14 protein-coding genes and 23 tRNA genes are annotated in these 17,686 nt (G+C 65.7%); 36 read left to right on the forward strand and 1 reads right to left on the reverse strand.

Going from position 1 to position 17,686, the window contains the following annotated elements; translation table 11 throughout:
- Window positions 1–10 precede the first annotated feature (10 nt).
- The 16 genes from AC07NS_RS17940 to AC07NS_RS18015 all read left to right on the forward strand — a co-directional run bounded on the left by AC07NS_RS17940 (window position 11) and on the right by AC07NS_RS18015 (window position 2,488).
- Complete coding sequence (locus AC07NS_RS17940; protein ID WP_494605408.1) at window positions 11–304, forward strand: hypothetical protein; 294 nt, start codon at window positions 11–13, stop codon at window positions 302–304.
- Window positions 305–400: 96 nt separating this feature from the next.
- A tRNA-Trp gene (locus AC07NS_RS17945) sits at window positions 401–476 on the forward strand.
- A 6-nt stretch (window positions 477–482) separates the two neighbouring features.
- A tRNA-Gly gene (locus AC07NS_RS17950) sits at window positions 483–558 on the forward strand.
- A 3-nt stretch (window positions 559–561) separates the two neighbouring features.
- Window positions 562–635: transfer RNA gene (locus AC07NS_RS17955), tRNA-Gly, on the forward strand.
- Window positions 636–801: 166 nt separating this feature from the next.
- A tRNA-Glu gene (locus AC07NS_RS17960) sits at window positions 802–879 on the forward strand.
- Between the two features lie 14 nt (window positions 880–893).
- Window positions 894–968, forward strand: a tRNA-Asp gene (locus tag AC07NS_RS17965).
- Between the two features lie 199 nt (window positions 969–1,167).
- Window positions 1,168–1,326 carry a hypothetical protein gene (locus tag AC07NS_RS17970; protein ID WP_494605409.1) on the forward strand — a complete coding sequence of 53 codons (159 nt, stop codon included), beginning with the start codon at window positions 1,168–1,170 and terminating at the stop codon, window positions 1,324–1,326.
- A gap of 263 nt (window positions 1,327–1,589) precedes the next feature.
- Window positions 1,590–1,666: transfer RNA gene (locus tag AC07NS_RS17975), tRNA-Pro, on the forward strand.
- A 17-nt stretch (window positions 1,667–1,683) separates the two neighbouring features.
- Window positions 1,684–1,758: transfer RNA gene (locus AC07NS_RS17980), tRNA-Pro, on the forward strand.
- A 13-nt stretch (window positions 1,759–1,771) separates the two neighbouring features.
- Window positions 1,772–1,846: transfer RNA gene (locus AC07NS_RS17985), tRNA-Thr, on the forward strand.
- Between the two features lie 7 nt (window positions 1,847–1,853).
- Window positions 1,854–1,929 (forward strand) — tRNA-Thr (locus AC07NS_RS17990).
- 22 nt (window positions 1,930–1,951) lie between these two features.
- Window positions 1,952–2,042: transfer RNA gene (locus AC07NS_RS17995), tRNA-Lys, on the forward strand.
- Between the two features lie 8 nt (window positions 2,043–2,050).
- A tRNA-Leu gene (locus tag AC07NS_RS18000) sits at window positions 2,051–2,138 on the forward strand.
- Between the two features lie 11 nt (window positions 2,139–2,149).
- Window positions 2,150–2,237 (forward strand) — tRNA-Leu (locus tag AC07NS_RS18005).
- Between the two features lies 1 nt (window position 2,238).
- A tRNA-Leu gene (locus AC07NS_RS18010) sits at window positions 2,239–2,327 on the forward strand.
- An 85-nt stretch (window positions 2,328–2,412) separates the two neighbouring features.
- Window positions 2,413–2,488 (forward strand) — tRNA-Ala (locus AC07NS_RS18015).
- Between the two features lie 285 nt (window positions 2,489–2,773).
- Here AC07NS_RS18015 and AC07NS_RS18020 read toward each other — a convergent pair.
- A complete protein-coding gene (locus AC07NS_RS18020) occupies window positions 2,774–3,295 on the reverse strand; it encodes a hypothetical protein (protein WP_494605411.1) in 522 nt (173 codons plus the stop codon).
- Window positions 3,296–3,752: 457 nt separating this feature from the next.
- On the opposite strand from AC07NS_RS18020, the gene AC07NS_RS18025 reads away from it, so the two are divergent.
- From AC07NS_RS18025 to AC07NS_RS18120, 20 genes are all read left to right on the forward strand, one after another.
- Window positions 3,753–3,839 (forward strand) — tRNA-Tyr (locus AC07NS_RS18025).
- A gap of 2 nt (window positions 3,840–3,841) precedes the next feature.
- Window positions 3,842–3,917, forward strand: a tRNA-Phe gene (locus AC07NS_RS18030).
- 21 nt (window positions 3,918–3,938) lie between these two features.
- A tRNA-Val gene (locus AC07NS_RS18035) sits at window positions 3,939–4,012 on the forward strand.
- A gap of 1 nt (window position 4,013) precedes the next feature.
- Window positions 4,014–4,090, forward strand: a tRNA-Ile gene (locus AC07NS_RS18040).
- A 12-nt stretch (window positions 4,091–4,102) separates the two neighbouring features.
- A tRNA-Val gene (locus AC07NS_RS18045) sits at window positions 4,103–4,177 on the forward strand.
- 1 nt (window position 4,178) lies between these two features.
- Window positions 4,179–4,252: transfer RNA gene (locus AC07NS_RS18050), tRNA-Gln, on the forward strand.
- 8 nt (window positions 4,253–4,260) lie between these two features.
- Window positions 4,261–4,335: transfer RNA gene (locus AC07NS_RS18055), tRNA-Asn, on the forward strand.
- A gap of 14 nt (window positions 4,336–4,349) precedes the next feature.
- Window positions 4,350–4,425, forward strand: a tRNA-Arg gene (locus AC07NS_RS18060).
- A 3-nt stretch (window positions 4,426–4,428) separates the two neighbouring features.
- Window positions 4,429–4,505: transfer RNA gene (locus tag AC07NS_RS18065), tRNA-Arg, on the forward strand.
- 348 nt (window positions 4,506–4,853) lie between these two features.
- Window positions 4,854–5,186, forward strand: a complete 333-nt coding sequence (locus AC07NS_RS18070; RefSeq protein ID WP_494605413.1) for a hypothetical protein — start codon at window positions 4,854–4,856, stop codon at window positions 5,184–5,186.
- Between the two features lie 228 nt (window positions 5,187–5,414).
- Entirely contained in the window at window positions 5,415–5,699 is a 285-nt protein-coding gene (locus AC07NS_RS18075) for a hypothetical protein (protein ID WP_494605415.1), read from the forward strand.
- Window positions 5,700–5,725: 26 nt separating this feature from the next.
- The gene (locus tag AC07NS_RS18080; protein WP_494605417.1) at window positions 5,726–6,568 is read left to right on the forward strand and encodes a PhoH family protein; all 843 of its coding nucleotides are present in this window, start codon (window positions 5,726–5,728) and stop codon (window positions 6,566–6,568) included.
- 81 nt (window positions 6,569–6,649) lie between these two features.
- The gene (locus tag AC07NS_RS18085; RefSeq protein WP_494605419.1) at window positions 6,650–7,171 is read left to right on the forward strand and encodes a DnaT-like ssDNA-binding protein; all 522 of its coding nucleotides are present in this window, start codon (window positions 6,650–6,652) and stop codon (window positions 7,169–7,171) included.
- On the forward strand, window positions 7,171–7,545 hold the full coding sequence (locus tag AC07NS_RS18090) for a hypothetical protein (protein WP_494605421.1): 375 nt from the start codon (window positions 7,171–7,173) through the stop codon (window positions 7,543–7,545). The genes AC07NS_RS18085 and AC07NS_RS18090 overlap by 1 nt, the downstream gene beginning before the upstream one ends.
- Window positions 7,545–8,039, forward strand: coding sequence for a hypothetical protein (locus AC07NS_RS18095; protein ID WP_494605423.1), 495 nt, complete (start codon window positions 7,545–7,547; stop codon window positions 8,037–8,039). The genes AC07NS_RS18090 and AC07NS_RS18095 overlap by 1 nt, the downstream gene beginning before the upstream one ends.
- 13 nt (window positions 8,040–8,052) lie before the next feature.
- A complete protein-coding gene (locus AC07NS_RS18100; protein WP_494605425.1) occupies window positions 8,053–8,514 on the forward strand; it encodes a hypothetical protein in 462 nt (153 codons plus the stop codon).
- 200 nt (window positions 8,515–8,714) lie between these two features.
- Window positions 8,715–10,547 (forward strand): phage tail tube protein, encoded by a 1,833-nt coding sequence (locus AC07NS_RS18105; RefSeq protein WP_494605427.1) that lies wholly within the window; start codon window positions 8,715–8,717, stop codon window positions 10,545–10,547.
- A gap of 239 nt (window positions 10,548–10,786) precedes the next feature.
- Window positions 10,787–11,200 carry a phage-derived protein YdaY family protein gene (locus AC07NS_RS18110; RefSeq protein ID WP_494605429.1) on the forward strand — a complete coding sequence of 138 codons (414 nt, stop codon included), beginning with the start codon at window positions 10,787–10,789 and terminating at the stop codon, window positions 11,198–11,200.
- A 92-nt stretch (window positions 11,201–11,292) separates the two neighbouring features.
- Window positions 11,293–11,595, forward strand: a complete 303-nt coding sequence (locus tag AC07NS_RS18115) for a phage tail assembly chaperone (RefSeq protein ID WP_494605752.1) — start codon at window positions 11,293–11,295, stop codon at window positions 11,593–11,595.
- A gap of 6 nt (window positions 11,596–11,601) precedes the next feature.
- Entirely contained in the window at window positions 11,602–17,670 is a 6,069-nt protein-coding gene (locus AC07NS_RS18120) for a tape measure protein (RefSeq protein ID WP_494605431.1), read from the forward strand.
- Window positions 17,671–17,686 lie beyond the last annotated feature (16 nt).

A 17,686-nucleotide genomic window follows, 5' to 3' on the forward strand; every position in this document is an offset into this window, starting at 1 on the left:
GGACGCCACCGTGACCAAGACCTGGGTCTACCATCCCGAGACGAACGAAGGCTTCGAGGTAACCGCCTCGCGCGCCAACACGCTCGTGCTCGACAAGGGGTGGACCAAGACGCCCTGGCAGCGCGTGGAGACCGAGCCGACCATCAGCGAGGTGATCCTCCTGGACGAACCCGAGGTCGAGGCCAAGCCCGCCCGAGGACGAGGTCGCAAGCGCGTCAGCGCCGTGGAAGAGGTCGTTGAAGCCGCAGAGGCTCCGACCGAAGAAGCAGCCGAAGTCGTTCAAGACGACGGTCTGGCCGCCTAACTCTCCCCCGTCGCTCTCCCCCGTCGCTCTCGCGCCAGCTCTCCATCACCAGCCGTTTGAGTCGCGCTTCGATTGAACGCGCGCCCGATCGGCCATGGCGGTCTAGCTCATGGGGTAGAGCATCGGTCTCCAAAACCGAGTGTGCAGGGTTCGAGTCCCTGGTCCGTCGCCATCACGCGCGTCAGTAGCTCAGTCGGAAGAGCGCCTGGGCCCCACCCAGGAGGCCGCCGGTTCGAGCCCGGCCTGCCGCGCCAAGCGCGTCCGTCGTATAGAGGGATTATCCCGGAGCGCCACTCCGGAGATGCGGGTTCGAGCCCCGCCGGCCGCACCAACCACCCGACATTCAGTGTCGCCATTTCTTGACACACGATCCGAGTTGTGATTTAAGCAGTACCACTATGACGCACCTGCTGAACATCCGAGAGCGAGAGGCCCTGACGGGTCGAGATACGCCCGCCGCCTAATTGGCGGCGTAGCGATCGGCCCGTCGTGTTTATGGCCCGATCGTCTAGCGGTTTGCAGGATACCCGCCTTTCAAGCGGGCGAGCGGAGTTCGAGTCTCCGGCGGGCTACCACCCACACCTCACAAGGTGCGTTCGTATATCGGTCAATACACCGGACTGTCGATCCGGGAAGAGGGGTTCAATTCCCCTACGCACCGCCAACATTCGTAGGTCCACCATGTGCCTTGGCACTCTCTACGCCCAAGACAAGATTGCGAGCGCCCTTCGGTGGCTGCTCGATCTTCGCCTCAAGGCCCTGGTGAACAAGCTCGCCAAGCTCCCTGACGGCTGAGGTTCTTCTCGAAGAACCAGCCAAGGGACCGTCCGCCATCCTGGCCGACGGCCCGCAGGGAGCCCACGATGGCCCACAATACTACCCGCGCCGAGCGCATGAAGACCGTCTCGATCGGCGATCTTCGCCTGATCGCCAAGAGCGGGTCGCTCGCCGCCGCCGCCGCCCGCTTCGAGCTGGCGCGGCGTGAGACCGAAGGCCGGCAGCCGCCGGCCATCGCCGCCTAACCTATCACCTGCACCGAGACCATGACCCACCTGACGCATAAGCCGAGCACCGCCAAGACCGCCGCCTCCCCGGCGACGTCTTTGCTCGCCCATGCGTCGGCGCTGCTGCCTTCGAGCAAGCTGCGCTCCGGGTCGCTCTCGGCGGACACCCCCTAAGGTGTCCGGCTCGGATGCGGCCCCAAGGGGGTCCGCACCTGAAGAGCCTTTCCCAGCTCCATCAGATGCAAGGCCCCCGTCCCCAGGACGCGGGGCCTTTTCTTCGTCTGCGTGTAGCTCAGCCTGGGAGAGCCGCCGGTCCGGAGCCGGAAGGTCGCGGGTTCAAATCCTGCCACGCAGACCATCATTCCAGGTGCAGTCCAGGGTGTAGCTCAGCGGAAGAGCACGGGGTCGGGAGCCTCGGGGCCGCTGGTTCGATCCCAGCCATCCTGACCACCTCAACCGCATTGCCCGTCTGGTCCAGTGGCATGGACGCGCCCTTGGTATGGGCGAGACCCAGGTTCGATTCCTGGCTCGGGCGCCACGTCAACGCCGGCATAGCTCAGGTCGTAGAGCGCCTGCCTCGTAAGCAGGAGGCCGGGGGTTCAAGTCCTCCTGCCGGCACCAATCAGGAACCAGCAACAAGTTCGCGCATGTGGCCCGAGTGGCGAAGGGTGTCGACTCTTAATCGACTGGGGCTCCAGCCCCCACCGTGGGTTCGAGTCCCACCTTGCGCTCCATTTTCAGTCCCGGCGTGGCGGATGCTGGTAGACGCGCCGCGCTCAGAACGCGGTGGCCGAAAGGTCGGGGAGGTTCGAACCCTCTCGCCGGGACCAAACAACAACGTGCCAGTCTGGCGGAAACGGTAGACGCGGGGGTCTCAAAAACTCCTCCCGCTTGGCGGGGACCGAGTTCGACTCTCGGGACGGGCACCACGGGGGTGTGGCGAAGTTGGTAGCCGCGCCGGAATGAGAGTCCGGTAGCCGTAAAAGGCTGGGGAGGTTCGAGTCCTCTCACCCCCACCACTTTCTCTGTGCTGTCGTCGGCAGGGCCGGCGCCTGTTTGTGTCACAGGTGTGCTTGGTTCGATCCCAAGCGGCAGTACCAGAGCGGGGACATAGCTCAGATGGAAGAGCGCCTGCCTTGCAAGCAGATGGTCGCCGGTTCGATCCCGGCTGTCTCCACCAAATTCGAGGAAGGCGAACCGGCTGGGCCGGGTAAGTCTCGAAAGCTGATCGGCCCTCCTGGGGCTGGGGATCGTGCCCTCCGCCTTCCGCCATCATCACGAGGAGAGCGAACCTGCCGGGCGGCCGGGGCCGCTTGGAAGGCGCGTCGGACCTGCAAGGGTCTGGGGATCGAGACCTCCGCTCTCCGCCATCACCCCGGCGGGTGAATCTGGCGGGAGCCAGGGGCCGATTGCTAGTCGGAACGAGCCGCAAGGCCTGGGGATCAAGACCTCCGCCCGCCGCCAATCAGTAGGTGCGTTGAGCCTCACTGGAAGTCCGCGCTGGCTGCACCGCCGGCAAAGGCCTGATGGGCCCGAAGTCGATCCAGCAGTCATAGTCAGACGCGTAGTAGTGGACGGCCACGTTCTTCGCCGCCGACTGCCAGAACCTGTGTGTCCGCCCGTCGACGAACTCAGGCTTAGTCGACGCGCCGTAGATCGAGGTCAGCCCATTGACCACCCTGCGGCAGGCTTCGTCGCCATCGAGATCGGGCTGGCCCGCCCACCGCATCTCGACGGCGGTCAACCGGTCCTTAGTGAAGGCGAACTCGACCATCAGATCGACACCGTCCGCGCGCAGCTCTGCGTGATGGAAGTGGCGCACCACGGCCTTGGGCGCCTCCAAAGGGTATGAGCGCACCACCCGAGGATCGGAGGCCGCGACTTCGTCTGGCGACATTCCCCAGCGCGTGAAGTTCCAGTCCGCCAGGGCCGGCGTCGACGCCGCGAGCGCGCCCAGCGTCAGGATCGTCCCCAAAGTCTTCTTCATCACGCCCTCCTACCATCAGCGGCGCCGAGCGCCGGATTCCTCGTCCTTCTAAAATCGTCCTGGTTGATCGACCGTTACGAACGACGCCGTTTTCTGACACTCATCTAGATTGGCGTCAACACATAGTGTCACCCAATGGCATCTGAGCTGGCGGACACGGGCGGATCGCGGGGACTGACAATTCGGCAACGAGTGACGCCATTTCTTGACATTGAGCACCAAGCTGTGCTAGACACTCCCTCATGACTTCCTATCGCCAATTCGTGCGCAACATTCAGGTCGTCCGGAATTTCCGGGCGGGCCGTTCGCGTGCGTTGGTGCTTCCGATCAAGGACGACTAAGTCCAGATCAAGTCTCCAGCTTCTCGAAAGGCCCGCCAGGAACACCCTGGCGGGCCTTTTGCATTTCAGCCCTCAGCACACGCGGACAACAATGACCGGCGGCGACTAACAACTCTGGATGGTTATGCAAGCGGTCAACGCAGCGGGATTGTAGCTCCCGTCCCTTCGGGGTTCCCAGGTTCGAATCCATGGACCATCCACCAATCCACTCGTAGCTCAGATGGAAGAGCGCCGCCCTGAAGACGCGGAAGCCGGTGTCTCGAAAGCACCCGAGTGGGCCATATCCCATCCTTCAACCCGGCGTCCGGGTAGCTCAGTGGGAGAGCAGCGCTTTGACGTAGCGCGTGCGGGGGTTCGATTCCCTCCCTGGACACCATCCTAGCTTAGCTCAGTCCGGTAGAGCAGTGGATCGATAATCCATTGGCCCCAGGTTCGAATCCTGGAGCTAGGACCAAACATTCCGCGTGGGTTCTTAGTTCAGCGGAAGAACATCGGTTTTACGCACCGAGTGTCGGGAGTTCAAATCTCTCAGAACCCACCACTGCCGATTGGTGTAATGGTAACACGTCCGGTTTTGGTCCGGAAATTCTAGGTTCGAGTCCTAGATCGGCAGCCAAGTTTCATTGGCATGTAGCTCAACGGTAGAGCGCCTCGCTGTTAACGAGAGGGTTGTGGGTTCGAGTCCCGCCTTGCCAGCCAATTCCTCCCCCCGCGTGGGCGTAGCTCAACAGGAAAGAGCGCCGGTCTACGAAACCGAAGACGCAGGTTCGAGCCCTGCCGCCCCCGCCATACGTCCTGGTAGCTCAGCCGAACAGAGCGCCGCCCTCCGAAGGCGGAGGTCGGCGGTTTGACCCCGCCCCAGGCCACCACACACACAAGCCCGCCGGACGCCCCGGCGGGCTTTTCCATGCTCGCCTGCGGCGGGAATACGCCGTTCATCGAGTGTCGCCATTTCTTGACATTGAATGGGCCATCGGGTAGATGTTCCAGCATCCATTCAATCGCGTAGCTACCGTCGGGGACGAGGCTGTGTCGGCAATCGACCATGCCCGGATGCATCCGCCGACGGGCAATCTCAGCAAGCTCCAGGGCTGATAGCCCGTCTGAACGCGCCCTGCGCGGTCAGTCCCCGCACGTCTGCGCACCATCCAGTCGAGATGCCGTCCATGCCTGAATCCGGCGCTGCTGTGCCCATCGATCATACGCGGGAGATCGAAATGCGGCTGATCCAAGAGTTCGGCGCCCAGCTGAAGAGCTTCGGCGAGGTGCTGCGTGACATCTCCGGCGAGATGAAGGACGTGCGCGAGCGCCTCATCCGGATCGAGGCTCAGGACCAGCCCAAGAAGCTGGCCAAGCTCGAAGAGAGCCTGTCTGACGCCCATGACGAGATCGCCCGGGTCGAGCGCGACGCCGCCGCCGAGCGGACCAAGCTCGAACAGCGTCTGCAACGAGTCGAGATCATCATCGCCCCCGTCACCCTGGCCGGCTCCAGCCTGCTCGCGGCCGTGATCGGCGCGATCGTCACGTGGTTCTCCAGCCAGGGCCATTAATTTTTTGAGCGGCGTACTACAGGTTTGTTGCGGCGTCGCAATGCTTGGACGAGTGCCCAAAAGCCACGATTATCGGGGCTCTTAGACCTTCACCGCAGCCTTTTGCCGACATTCGATAGCCGCGAAAGACGCCATTCGACGTCATACGGAAACATAATCCTTCTTGCGGGCCTCAGGGCGGCTGTCTAGGTAGCCGCCATCAAGTTCCAAACCGCATGAGGGGTTTCTATGAACGACCTGACCGATACTCTGGTTCCCGGCGTCGTCGCACCGATCGTAGTGCGCGCTAAGCTGGCCCAGACGGCCCAGGCACTGTCGGGCGCCCAGTTCACCAGGACTGTCGCCCCCGCTCCCAAGACCGCCCGCGAAGGGCTCAAGGCCGACGTCCGCTACCTTCTGGACGAACTGGACATCGACCTTCCGGCCTCGGCCCTCGCGGCCCTCCTGCCCCTGATCGACGAGATCAAGCAAGGCCTCCAGGCAGTGATCGCCGAGGAGGCCACCCTCTCATAAATCGCCCCTCCGGAAAGGGAGAGACGTTGACGTCCAGCGCTGAGTACCAACCGCTCGCAGAGTCTTTCGAGCGGCCTCCCTTCACTCCCAAGACCAAGGCCCAGGCCCGCGCCGAACGGCGCGCTGAGAAGGCGGCGAAGCAGGCCCACACGGCCGGCAAGCCCCTCCAACCCAAGACCGAGAACCAGCGCCGCTACATCGAGCTGCTCCGCTCGGGCGCTTCGGTCATCGCCACCGGCGGTGCGGGCACCGGCAAGACCTACATCCCCTCGCGCATCGCGGCCCGCAAGCTGGTCGACGGCGAGGTCGACAAGATTTACGTCGCCCGCGTCACGGTCTCCAAGGCCAAGCACGCCCTGGGCTTCCTCCCCGGCAATCTCATCGCCAAGCTGGCGCCGTGGATGGTCCCCGTCATGGACGGGCTGCGGGCCGAGGTTTCGGCCAACACCATCGACAAGTGGCGCCAGGAGGACAAGTACGAGACCATTTCGTTCGAGCATCTGCGCGGCCGGACGCTCTCGAACGCCTTCGTGATCCTGGACGAGGCCCAGAACGCCGACATCGACGATCTGGCCCTGTTCCTCACGCGGATCGGCACGGACACCCAGGTCGTGGTGACGGGCGATCTGGATCAGATCGACGTGCCGGCCTCGGGCCTGGGCATCGCCTGCGCGCTGGTCGAGGAGCACGACATCCCCATGTCGCTGGTTCAGTTCACCGACGAAGACGTCGTGCGCTCGCCCATGGCCAAGGCGTGGGTCAAGGCCCTCAGCGCCTACCGCAAGTCCGTCGCCTCGGCCAAGGAAGCCAAGGCCTTCGACGGCCCCGCCCCCCAGGGCTTCTCGCTGCCGGCCTTCCTCACGCGCTAGCCGGCGCGCCCTTCCCGCTCCCCGACAATTCACCCCACCCAGCGCCGGCCGAAAGGCCGGCCTCCTGGAGCTGCTGCCGCAATGGCGTTCAAGTTCGTCGTCGAGGATGGTTCGGCCAATCCCGACGCCACATCCTACTGCTCGGTCGACTTCGCAGACGACTACATCGAGGCCAATCCCCACGCCTCCTCGGACTGGCTAGCCCTGGACGAAGAGGTCAAGGAGCGCCTGCTCGTGCGCGCCAGCCGCCAGCTGGATGTCCGCTTCAAGTGGAACGGCACGCGGGTAGAGCCCGACAGCGGTCTGAAGTGGCCGCGCGCCGGGGCCTACGATGAAGACGGCGACGTCATCCGCGACACGGTGATCCCCCGCATCCTCAAGGAAGCTACCGCCGAGTTCGCCTCCTACCTGATGAACGACGACTGGACCGCTCCGCGCGCTAACGACGAGTTCAAGGAAATCCAGGTCGACGTCATCGACGTCAAGTTCAACACCGACTTCAAGCGCGCCTACATCCCCGACACCATCGTCAAGATGCTGCGGGACCTGGGCACGGCCGACGCCGGCCAGCGCCCGAGCTTCAAGCGCATCGTGCGGCACTGATGGGCTTCACCAGCAACGTCAGTCGCGCGGTCAAGGCCGCGTTCAAGGCCCTGGGCGACGCCGTCCAGAAGGTCACCTACCTGTCGATCGACACCTCGTCGTCGGCCTGGGACGAAGAGGCCGGCCGGCTCGTCCCCGCCGTCAAGAAGTACACCCTGCCCATGGTCGCCATCGTCGGGTTCTCCGAGAAGGAGATCGACAAGGACCCGACCCTGGCCATCGACCAGAAGATGCTCTTTCCCCGAGCTGATCTGGCCGTCGCGCCCAAGTCCCAGGATCGCGTGACCGACAAGGCAGGCGTGACCTGGGAGGTGGTGCGCCGCCTCTCCGATCCGGTCTCGGCCGTCACCATCCTGCGCGTGCGCACCCCCTGATGACGCGGTTCGCCACCTCGGGCAGTCGGCTGCGCCTTCAAGGGGACAACCCCCTCCAGCACGCGTTCAAGAACTTCTTCGACAAGGCCGTCGCGGTCGCCGACGCCCAGGAGGACCGGCTTCTCAAGGCGCTGAACGAGAAGATTCTGGCCAAGACGCCGGTCTGGGAAGGCGACACCATCCACAACTGGCGCTGGTCTACCCGCGCGCCCGACATGCGCCACGATGAGCCCATCGACAGCGGCCCAACCGGGCGCACCAACCACATGGCTCTGGGCGAAGAGCCGCGCCGAAAGGCCAACGAGGCCCGCCCTCGCCAGTCGCTGGCCGGCGCCCTTCGCGCCAAGGAGCCCGTCGACATCTACCTGACCAACACCGCCGACAGCGCCGTGGCGCTGGAATACGGCCTGCTGCCCACCCCCGCATCGTCCCGCGTCGACTCCAGCTTCGGCATCCTGCGCCTCGCCCTCGCCGAGCTGCGCGAAGGCATCTGACCTCCAGGCAACCATGGACCCCTTTGATCAACTGCGGCGCCTGCTTGAGAGCAAGGCGCTGGACGCAGCCAGCCGCGCCGACATCTCCGGGCGCCTGAAGATGCCCAACTCCGATTTCATCCAGCCCCAGGCCAAGCTCTGGGCGGAATTCCGATGGGCGACGGGCGGCACCAAGAAGCTTGACGCCTCGGGCGGCCGGAAGGGCTACCGCCGCACCGTCGGCTTGATCCAGTTCACGGTCATGGCGCCGGAGAACACCGGCACCGGTGAGCTGTCGCGCGTCTGCCGCAAGCTGGCGGATCGCTTCGACCTGCGTGAGTGGGCGGTCCCCACCTTCGGCGCGGTCACCTTCCTGTCGGGCAACGTCAAGCACCCGCTGGGCATGTCCGCCACCAACGGCTGGTATCGGTTCGTGGTCGACGCCGACTTCAACTACGACTGGCGCGACCCCGAGGCAGGCAACTTCAGCGACTAAATCGCAGCCTCACCACCCCAGAGATTTTGAATTATGTGTCGCCATGTGCTTGCACTGGATGACTAGACGTGCTTGAGTGACGGGTTTTCTTGACATTCACGGCGTTTCGCGATAGTTAATGCTCATCGCGGCGCAGACCGGGTCGGTGCGCCCCACCCCTCCCCATCCCTGTCTGCCTCAAACCGTGGGTGCCCCCTCGCATGTCCATTTTCGCTGACGCTAATCGCGCGCGCCTGCGCTTCATCAAGGAAGCCAACACCGACTGGGGCTCGACCCCGGCGACCGGCCGCACGCGCGAAATCCGCTATACCGGCTCCTCCATCAACGCGAACAAGAACACCGTCACGTCGGACGAAATCCGCGCCGACCGCATGGTGTCCGACCACGTCGAAACCGGCGCGAACTCGGCCGGTGATCTGCAAGTCGAATTCTCGGCCGGCAGCCACGACGACTTCCTGGAAGCCTTCGTCTACGGCGAATGGTCGCGTCCGATGACGTTCGACAGCGTCAAGGGCTCCTACCTTCAGTTCGCCGACGCCGGCACGCTGTACGTGAACGGCCTGGACGTGACGGACTACTTCGTCGCCGGCCGCCGCGTGCGCACCCACGGCTTCGCCACGCCGGCCAACAACAACTACTGGCAGATCGACACGATCTCCTTCAGCGACAACGACAACCGCACCGTCATCACCCTGACGGACGCCACCGCCGTCGCCGAGAAGGGCACCAGCTACAGCTACCTCTTCGACGCCAACGACGTCATCGTCCTGAAGAACACCGCGATCCGCGCGGGCACCTCGGGCGAGAGCGCGTTCGACAGCGCCGGCACCAACGCCTTCGCCGCCGCGATCGCTGCGGGCCAGCTGCTGGTCGGTCAGAAGGTCTTCGTCGAGGGCCTGGGCTTCGAGCAGGGCTCGGTGGATTTCACCGCCCAGCCGGCCGCCGGCTCCAAGGTCTCGGTGAAGGACGGCGACAAGACCGTCACTTTCCAGTTCGGCGGTGAGTACGCCCAGACCGTGACCGGCGTTGACCTGGGCACTGATGAGGGCGCCACGGCCGACAACTTCGCCGCCGCCGTCAACAAGCTGCGCGTCCGTGACGAGCTGTCGGTCTCGGCCACCGTCAGCGGCTCGACCGTCGTTCTGAAGAACCTGAACGTCACCGGCGGCACGCTGAAGAAGACCGTCGACGCCTCGGGCGTCCTGACCGTGACCGGCTTCTCGGGCGGCAACGACAGCCTGCGCGGCGTCTTCACCATCCAGTCGATGACCGACGACAAGCTCGTGGTCAGCCCCCAGCCGGCGACCTTCGCCAACGGTGGCGCCCGCGCTGTCACGATCAAGGGCTCGATGCTGCGCAACCCGGCCGACCCGGACGAGATCACCCCCCAGTCGTTCTCGATCGAGACCGGCTTCGAGGACGTCAGCCAATACTTCCTGGTCGACGGCCTGCGCGTGGGCACCTTCAACTACGACGTGGCGTCCAACGCCATCCTGAAGGGCTCGTTCGGCTTCAACGGCCGCGCCTCGACCCGCTCGGGTGAGACCGTCCTGGGCGCCGATCCCTACACGGTCCTGGACACCACCTCGACCGTCGTGGCCAACGCCACCACCAACGTCGGATACCTGAAGGTCAACGACGAGACCCTCTCGACCGCCGTCCAGTCGATCTCGATCTCGGGCAACAACAGCCTGCGTGACCAGAACGCGGTTGGCTACAAGTACCCCGCCGGCATCGGTGCGGGCCGCTTCGAGCTGACGGGCAACCTCGTTGCCTACTTCGCCGACGGCACGATGTGGGACAAGTTCAACGAGCACAAGACCGTCTCGATCTCGTTCAACATCCAGGACGTCGAGGGTCACCGCTACGAGTGGACCGTGCCGGCCGCCGTCTTTGCGACCGACACCGCCAACCCCTCGGGCGGCAACCAGGACGTGATGGAGAACATGTCCTATCAGGCCAAGCGCGATCCGGTGACGGACTGCCAGCTCCAGATCGACCGCTACTCCAGCGTCCTGCCGACCACGGCCTAAGCGCCGATCCCGCCGGGAGCCACGCTCCCGGCAACTAGGGCCACGCCCTCTCCTCGAATTTCCGCCCTGGCCACGCCGGGCGAAGCCGGCCCCGCCGGAACCTATCGGCCAAGCGCGGCCGACCCCCACGCATCCCCGACACTTCGATCATCGAAGTCTTCAGCGCTGAAGCAGGGCGGCCCGGAGTCGGGGCCGGGCCGCCCACCCCTCCCCCTGACAACTAAAGGCTACCCCGACCCATGAGCGACGCTCTGGACCTGTTCGACCTGTTCTCGACCAACAAGACCAACGAAGAGCAAGGCATCTGGCTGAACCTCAACGAGACCACCGGCTTCAAGATTCGCGCGTTCGGCGCGAAGGCCGTGCTCGATCTCCGCGAACAGCTGATGCAGCCCTACACCGCCCTCCAGAAGGCCGGCGCCAAGGTGCCCGAGGAGAAGACCGAAGAGATCGGTCTGCGCGTCCTGGCCGGCGCCATCATCGCCGACTGGAAGGGCGTGAAGAACGCCGACGGCGAGCTGGTCGACTACTCGGCCAACGAGGCCTACGCCATCATCAAGGCCCTGCCCAAGCTGGGCGCGGCCATCATCCAGTTCTCGATCGAGACCCAGAACTTCAAGGATGAAGCCAAGGAAGCCGCCTCGGGAAACTGACCAGCGCGCTCGAACACGCGCTAGCTCACCCGCCTGACCCCACGCTTCCCTGGAAGAACCAAGTCCGCGCCGAGCAGGGGCTTCCGCTGCTCCTGCCGGCCGGCCCCCCTCCGGTCGAGGTCCTCGACCACCTGAAGTGGGTGATGACGGGCTTCTGGCGCCTGTCGAACGCGCGTCCCATCGGCTTTTCCGGCCCCCAGCGCATCCCCCTCTCTGAGATCGAAGCCTACTGCCGGCTTAAGAGCTTCGATTACCAGCACCGGCAAGACTTCCTCACCTACGTAGAGCGCCTGGACGGCGTCTACATGGACTTCGTCAAGAAGTGCCAGGAGGAAGAGCAACGAAAGCAAGAAATCGCCAACAAGAGAAACGCCGGCGCCGCACGTCGGCGCTAGAGGACAATGGACGTTCAGCCGCTAAAGCTTCAGGTCGACTCCAAGGCGGCGCAGGCTGATCTTAAGGGACTGGCGACCGCGCTGGATCAAGCCGGCGCGGCCGTTGGCCGTATGCAGTCGCAGTTCACGACCGGCATGTCCGGTACGGACGCGGCGCTCACCAAGTCCATGAAGTCCATGCAGGGGTTCGCGGAAATCGCGACCCTGCTGGGCAAGGTGAAGGTCACCGGCGAGCCGGCGGCCCACGTCAAGGCGTTCGCCCAAGCGCTGAGCGCGCTCGCTCGCGTCAAGCCGGTCGATCCGGCCCAAATCGTCAACATCCGTCTTCTGACGACCACCCTGAAGGACCTGCGCGTGCCGGCTGGCGCGGCGCAGCTTTCGGCGTTTCTGCAAGTCGTCGCGACTGCCAAGGCGCCCTCGTCGGCGACGATCGGTCGCCTGAACGACCTGATGAAGGCGCTCAACAACTTCCGCGCCACGCCTGCGACCAAGAACGTCGCCCAGCTCGCCAACCTCTTCAAGACCATCAGCGACATCCGCGCGCCGTCGGAGTCGACGATCAAGCGCATCGGCCAGCTGTTCGACACGCTGGCCCAGGCCAAGGCCGTGCCCGGCTCGGGCAAGATCGCCGCCGATCTGGACCGGATCGCGGGCGCAGCCGCACGCGCCGGCGCCAGCTTCAAGGAAATGCCCTCCCGCCTGACGGCCTTCAGCCCGGCGGCCGAGGGCGCTCGCAAGTCCACCGCCGCCCTGCACTCGGAAATCTCCAAGACGGCAGAACACGCCGAGCGCGCCAAGAAGGGCTACGGGTCCCTGGGCGGCGGCCTGAGCATCCTGGGCGATCGCTTCAAGCTGACCTATCAGGCTGGCACGATCTTCAGCTCGCTGTTCTCGTCGTTCACCGTCGGCCAGTTCCTCAAGGGCATCTACGCCACCGGCATCGAGCTGTCGAAGCTCCAGAAGGCGCTTCTCTTCTCCACCGGCACCATGGATGGCGCCGGCAAGGCCATGCAGCAGTACATCGGCATCGCCCAGGACCTGGGCCTGTCGATCGAGAAGACCTCCGAGAGCTACGGCCGCTTCACCATCTCGGCCAAGGCCGCCGGCATGGACACCGACGCCTCCAACAAGGTGTTCAAGTCCGTCGCCCAGACCCTCCAGATCGTCGGCGCGAACTCCGAGCAGACGGGCTACGCCTTCTACGGCCTGACCCAGATGATCCAGAAGGGCAAGGTCAGCGCCGAAGAGTTCAGCCGCCAGATCGGCGAGCAGATTCCGGGCAACGCCGTCGTCGGCGCTCGCGCGCTTTCCAAGCTCGAAGGCCGGTTCGTCTCGGTCGGTGAGTTCTTCAAGAAGATGAGCAAGGGCGAGATTCTCTCGGCCTCGTTCGTGCCTGCCTATGCCGAAGCGCTGGACGAGCAGTTCGGCGCGCTCAAGCCGCTCCTGGACAAGCGTCCCGACGTCGCGCTGAACCGCCTCGTCAACGCCTTCACCATGTTCAAGATGGCGATCGCCAACAGCGGCTTCATGGCCGCGCTTGGCAAGGAGTTTAAGCGGCTCGCCGACCACATCCTGGAAGGCGAAGGCGCCGCCGCGCACCTGAAGCCCCAGTTCCAGCAGCTGGCCACGACCATGGGCCGGGCGTTCGCCGACGGCATCCACAAGGCCGGCGACGCGCTGATCTACATCATCGACCACATCCCGCAGCTGATCACCCTGCTGAAGGCCCTGGCCGCCACCCTCGTCACCGTCAAGTTCGGCGAGATGGCGCAAGGCGCCTACGGCTTTGGCCGTGACGTCGTTGGCATGTCCGCCAACCTCCTTTCCAAGGCCAAGCCCGCCCAGGCCGCAAGCGCGGCCAAGGTGGCTGACGCCGTGGCTCCGGCCGTTGCTTCGCTGGGCCTGCTGGGCGGCGAGGCCACCCGCGACATCATCGCCCGCCGGCAGGCCGGCGCCTTCGCGACCTCGACGGCGCGAGGCTCGGCCCTGTCGCGCCTGTTCGGCCGCCGTGGCGTGAATGAGGGCGTCGCTTTCGCTTCTGAAGCCCTTGCTCCGGCCGCCGCTGCGCTGCCGACGCGTGGCTACATGGCTCAGGGCCAATTCGGCCGCCGCGATCCTTACAGCTGGACCAAGACCGGCGGCGCTGCGCAGCTGGCCGACTTTGGCCTGCGCAAGCCGGCCGCTGCGATCGAGACGTTCGACGCCACCGCCAGCAAGGCGTCCAAGGGCGGGATCGGGTCGTTCCTGGCTTCGCTGGTGGGCCTGCGCCCGGCGGGCGAGGTTGCAGCGACCGGCGTGGCCAAGGCTGAAGCCGGGGCGGTGAAGGCAGCTTCGGGCCTCTCCAAGGTGGGCGGCGTCATTGGCAAGGTTGTCCCGCTGCTGGGCATGGGCCTTGTAGGCGCCCTCGTGGCCGGCGGCGTTGCGCTCGCGGCCTTCTCCGACAAGACCACGACGGTCGGCGGCAAGACGATGCAGTTCGCCGACATCGTCGGCGGCGGCTTCAAGGTCGTCGCCGAACGCGTTGGCGCGTGGTGGAAGCAGATCGCCGCGCCGACGACGGGCTTTGGCAAGGTCCTGGGCAGCCTGGGCAAGAATGCCGGCGAGATCACCGCCTCGGTGGTCGCCGGCTTCATCACCATGGGCTCGATGATCGCCAACGTCCTGGGCGGCATCACCAAGGGCATCTACGAGCTGATCACCGGCCCGTTCAAGAACCTCGTGACCGTCTTCAACATGCTGCGGCAAGGCGACGTCAAGGGCGCTTTCAAGTTCGCAGTCGATGTCCGAAACATGCCGGCGGTCAAGGCCGCACTCGCCGTGGGCGAGGGTGTCGGCGGCGCGATCCAGGACGTCCGCAACTACGGCGCGACGCGAGATTCGATCATCTCGGCCGGCGCGGCCCAGGCGGCTGCACGCGGCTCCACGGCGGCGGCCGACCTTCATGACCAGTCCATGATGGAGGAAAGCGAAAAGCAGATCGCCAAGACCGCCGACACCCAGAAGGCGCTCGAAGCTGCGGCCGAAATGGCCGACCTGCAACGCCGCATCGCTCTGGGCGACGTCGGCACGCCCACCATCGAGCAGGCGATCAAGTCGTTCGCCGATAGCGCCAAGACCACCGCTGATGCGGCCAAGACCATGGCGGGCGCGGCGACGACCAGCGCGTCGACCATGAAGGTCTCGGGCCTGAAGACCCCGCCGGCCGAGATCGCGGCGGCCTTCAAGACCGCTCAGGCTGCGACCGGCGTGGACGCAAGCCTTCTGCAAGCCATCGCCCAGCGGGAGTCGGGCTACAACCCGAAGGCGGCCAACGGCACGACCAGTGCGCGTGGCCTCTTCCAGTTCACCTATGACACGGCAGTTCGCTACGGCCTGTACGCTGGTCCGCAGCAGCACAAGGGCATGACGCCCGCCGAATGGGCCGCCTGGAATAAGTCCCGCTCGGCCTACATGAAGGAGCCCGGCGAGGCCGGAGACGCCACCTCGTCGGCGATTGCGGCAGGCAAGCTGGCGCGCGACAACGCCGCCGATATCAAGCGCATCACCGGTCGCGACGCCACTGGCGGCGAAATTTACGCTGCCCACTTCCTGGGCTCTGGCGATGCGGGGCGTCTGGCCAAGATGGTCGGGATGAGCCCGGACGCCAGCTTCGCCGAGCACTTCAAGTCGGCGGCGGCGAACAACCCGTTCACGCGCGGCATGACGGTTAAGCAGGCCTACGACAACCTCACCAGCACGGTGAAGGGCGGCACGGCCGCGACCGTCCTGGGGCCGGCTAGCCTGCAAGGTCTGGACGACGTCGAAGGCGATAGCCTCACCAAGAAGTACGCGAACTTCAAGGCGCGGCTGGCCAACGTTGCCTCGGGCGACGATCCGGCTGCCCAGGCCGAGGCTCAGGCCGCAACGTTCGTGAAGGACCTGGAGGCCGTCAGCCAGTTGAACAAGAAGTTCGTCGATGCGGGCTTCAAGGACAGCGCGACGGACGACACGATCAGCAAGCTGATGGCGCGCGCCAAGCGCGAACAGGAGAAGTACCAGGACGCGATCAATCCGCTTGGGAAGGAAAGCCGCCTTTCCGATCAGGACAACGCGGTCGCGGAGCTGCGCCTGCGCGGGATGAGCGAGGAAGCCGACTGGCAGGCCAAGCTCAACGGCCTGCGTGAAAGCGGCTACGACATCACCCGCAAGGAGATCACCGGCTCTCGCGACGCCTGGGAGGCGTCCAAGCGTCGCGCCGAGGGCCTGCAAGCTGAGCTGGACCTGACCGAAGCGCTCAACAACGCTCACGTCGCCAAGCTGGCGCGCGGCGGCAATGCCTACGACAACGAGCTGAACAGCCTGATAAACGGCGCGCGCAAGCAAGGCGAGACGCTGGAGCAGGCCAAGGCCCGCCTCAGCCAAGCCGACAGCAGCGGCAACGTCGTCATGGACACGATGATGCAGACGGCCGGCGTCAATGTTCAGGCGCGCTCGGACGCGGCGGTCTATCAGCGCGACCAGGACCTCGTCGAAGCCCAAGCGCAAGCGGGCCTGTCGGCCAGCGCGTCGTCCTGGCGTAACGACTACAAGGACTACCTGCGCGACGTCACCCAGTCGACCGCGACGGCCCTGAAGGACATCGAGGCTGAAGCCACGCCGGCCATGAAGGCGATGGCCAAGCAGTACGCCGACGCCATGAAGGCGATCGCCAACCCGCCGGGCTTCAAGCGCTGGGCCCAAGCGGTCAAGCCGCTGAAGGAGTCGATGGAGGACATCAAGGCCGCGTTCATGGACGATCTCTCCAGCGGCATCACCGACGCTCTCTCGGGCGACGGGAAGCTGTCGATGCGCGACATCGTCCACAAGGCGTCCAAGTCCGCCCTCAAGGCTCAGGTCGACAACGGCCTGAAGGGCGTCGTCGAGTGGATGACCGGCAAGAAGCAGGTGACGCCCGAGGAGGCCCAGGCCACCGCGACACAGAACCTGTCCAACGCCGGTGTCAGCCTGCAAGGCTCGGCGACGGCGCTGACCAGCGCGGCGGCCTCGATCGAGAAGGCCCTTGGCGGCTCGGGTTCGGCGGCCACGGCAGCGGCGACCGCCGGCGCCTCCGCTGCTCAGACGGCGGCGAACGACAACGGCGCGTCCGCCTCTTCGGCTCTGTCGACCCTGGCCTCGACCGTGAGCCCGACGGCCGCCACGGATGTCTCGGGAGTCGACGTGACCATGCCGACGGCCTCGTCCTCGGCGCTGGCGAGCCTTGCTTCGGCGCAGCCGATCACGACCACCTCGGTCGCCGATAGCGCGCTGCAAGCCATCACGCCTACCGACCCGGGTCAGCTGACCACGCTGGCCGACCTGGGGACGATCTCGATGGACAAGCAAGGCGGCCTGCTCAGCAAGCTGGGCGGCATGGGCAAGAGCCTGCTGCCGCTCGCCCTGTCGCAGCTGACCAAGAAGAAGAAGGCCTCCACGCCGTGGGTGCCCAAGTCGGTGACCGGCGTGATCGGTGAGAGCCGCAACGTCGACGTCTCGGGCACGGCGGTCGCCGGCCATTCCAACATCATCGGCGACCTGCTCTCGATGGGCGTCTCGGCGTTCTCGGGCGGCACCGGCGGCGGCCTTTCGGGCCTGACGGACATCCTGAGTGGCAAGGGGTCGGCCAGCGCCATGGGCGGCCTCAAGAGCCTGATCGGCGGCGGTGGCGGCCTCACCAGTGGAGGCGGCCTCTCCAGTCTGCTGTCGATGTTCGGCGGCTTCTTCCAGGAGGGCGGCTACTCCGATCGGCCGGTCGGCGGCCGGGTGATGAGCGGCCTGTCCTGGCATGACGCGCCGCACTACGCCGAGGGCACGCCCAACACCTCGGGCGGCATCCCGGCGGTGCTGCACCCGAACGAGGCGGTGATCCCGCTGTCGCGCGGCCGTTCGGTTCCGGTGGACCTGGGCGACGCCGTCGGCGGCAACACGACGTCCAACTTCAGCAGCAACATCACGATCGTCGCGCCTGATCCCAACAGCTTCCGCCAGTCGCAAGCTTCGATCACCCGCCAGACGAACCGCGACCTGCGCCGGACCGCCGTGCGCAACCTCGCCGCCTAAGTGCCGAAACCTAGAG

The sequence above is a fragment of the Caulobacter sp. GW821-FHT10A10 genome, from assembly GCF_059415745.1.

Coding starts and splice junctions, on each gene's coding strand:
- AC07NS_RS17970 (WP_494605409.1), top strand. CDS start 1,168: ATGGCCCACAATACTACCCGCGCCGAGCGCATGAAGACCGTCTCGATC.
- AC07NS_RS18020 (WP_494605411.1), bottom strand. CDS start 3,295: ATGAAGAAGACTTTGGGGACGATCCTGACGCTGGGCGCGCTCGCGGCG.
- AC07NS_RS18070 (WP_494605413.1), top strand. CDS start 4,854: ATGCGGCTGATCCAAGAGTTCGGCGCCCAGCTGAAGAGCTTCGGCGAG.
- AC07NS_RS18075 (WP_494605415.1), top strand. CDS start 5,415: ATGAACGACCTGACCGATACTCTGGTTCCCGGCGTCGTCGCACCGATC.
- AC07NS_RS18085 (WP_494605419.1), top strand. CDS start 6,650: ATGGCGTTCAAGTTCGTCGTCGAGGATGGTTCGGCCAATCCCGACGCC.
- AC07NS_RS18090 (WP_494605421.1), top strand. CDS start 7,171: ATGGGCTTCACCAGCAACGTCAGTCGCGCGGTCAAGGCCGCGTTCAAG.
- AC07NS_RS18095 (WP_494605423.1), top strand. CDS start 7,545: ATGACGCGGTTCGCCACCTCGGGCAGTCGGCTGCGCCTTCAAGGGGAC.
- AC07NS_RS18100 (WP_494605425.1), top strand. CDS start 8,053: ATGGACCCCTTTGATCAACTGCGGCGCCTGCTTGAGAGCAAGGCGCTG.
- AC07NS_RS18105 (WP_494605427.1), top strand. CDS start 8,715: ATGTCCATTTTCGCTGACGCTAATCGCGCGCGCCTGCGCTTCATCAAG.
- AC07NS_RS18110 (WP_494605429.1), top strand. CDS start 10,787: ATGAGCGACGCTCTGGACCTGTTCGACCTGTTCTCGACCAACAAGACC.
- AC07NS_RS18120 (WP_494605431.1), top strand. CDS start 11,602: ATGGACGTTCAGCCGCTAAAGCTTCAGGTCGACTCCAAGGCGGCGCAG.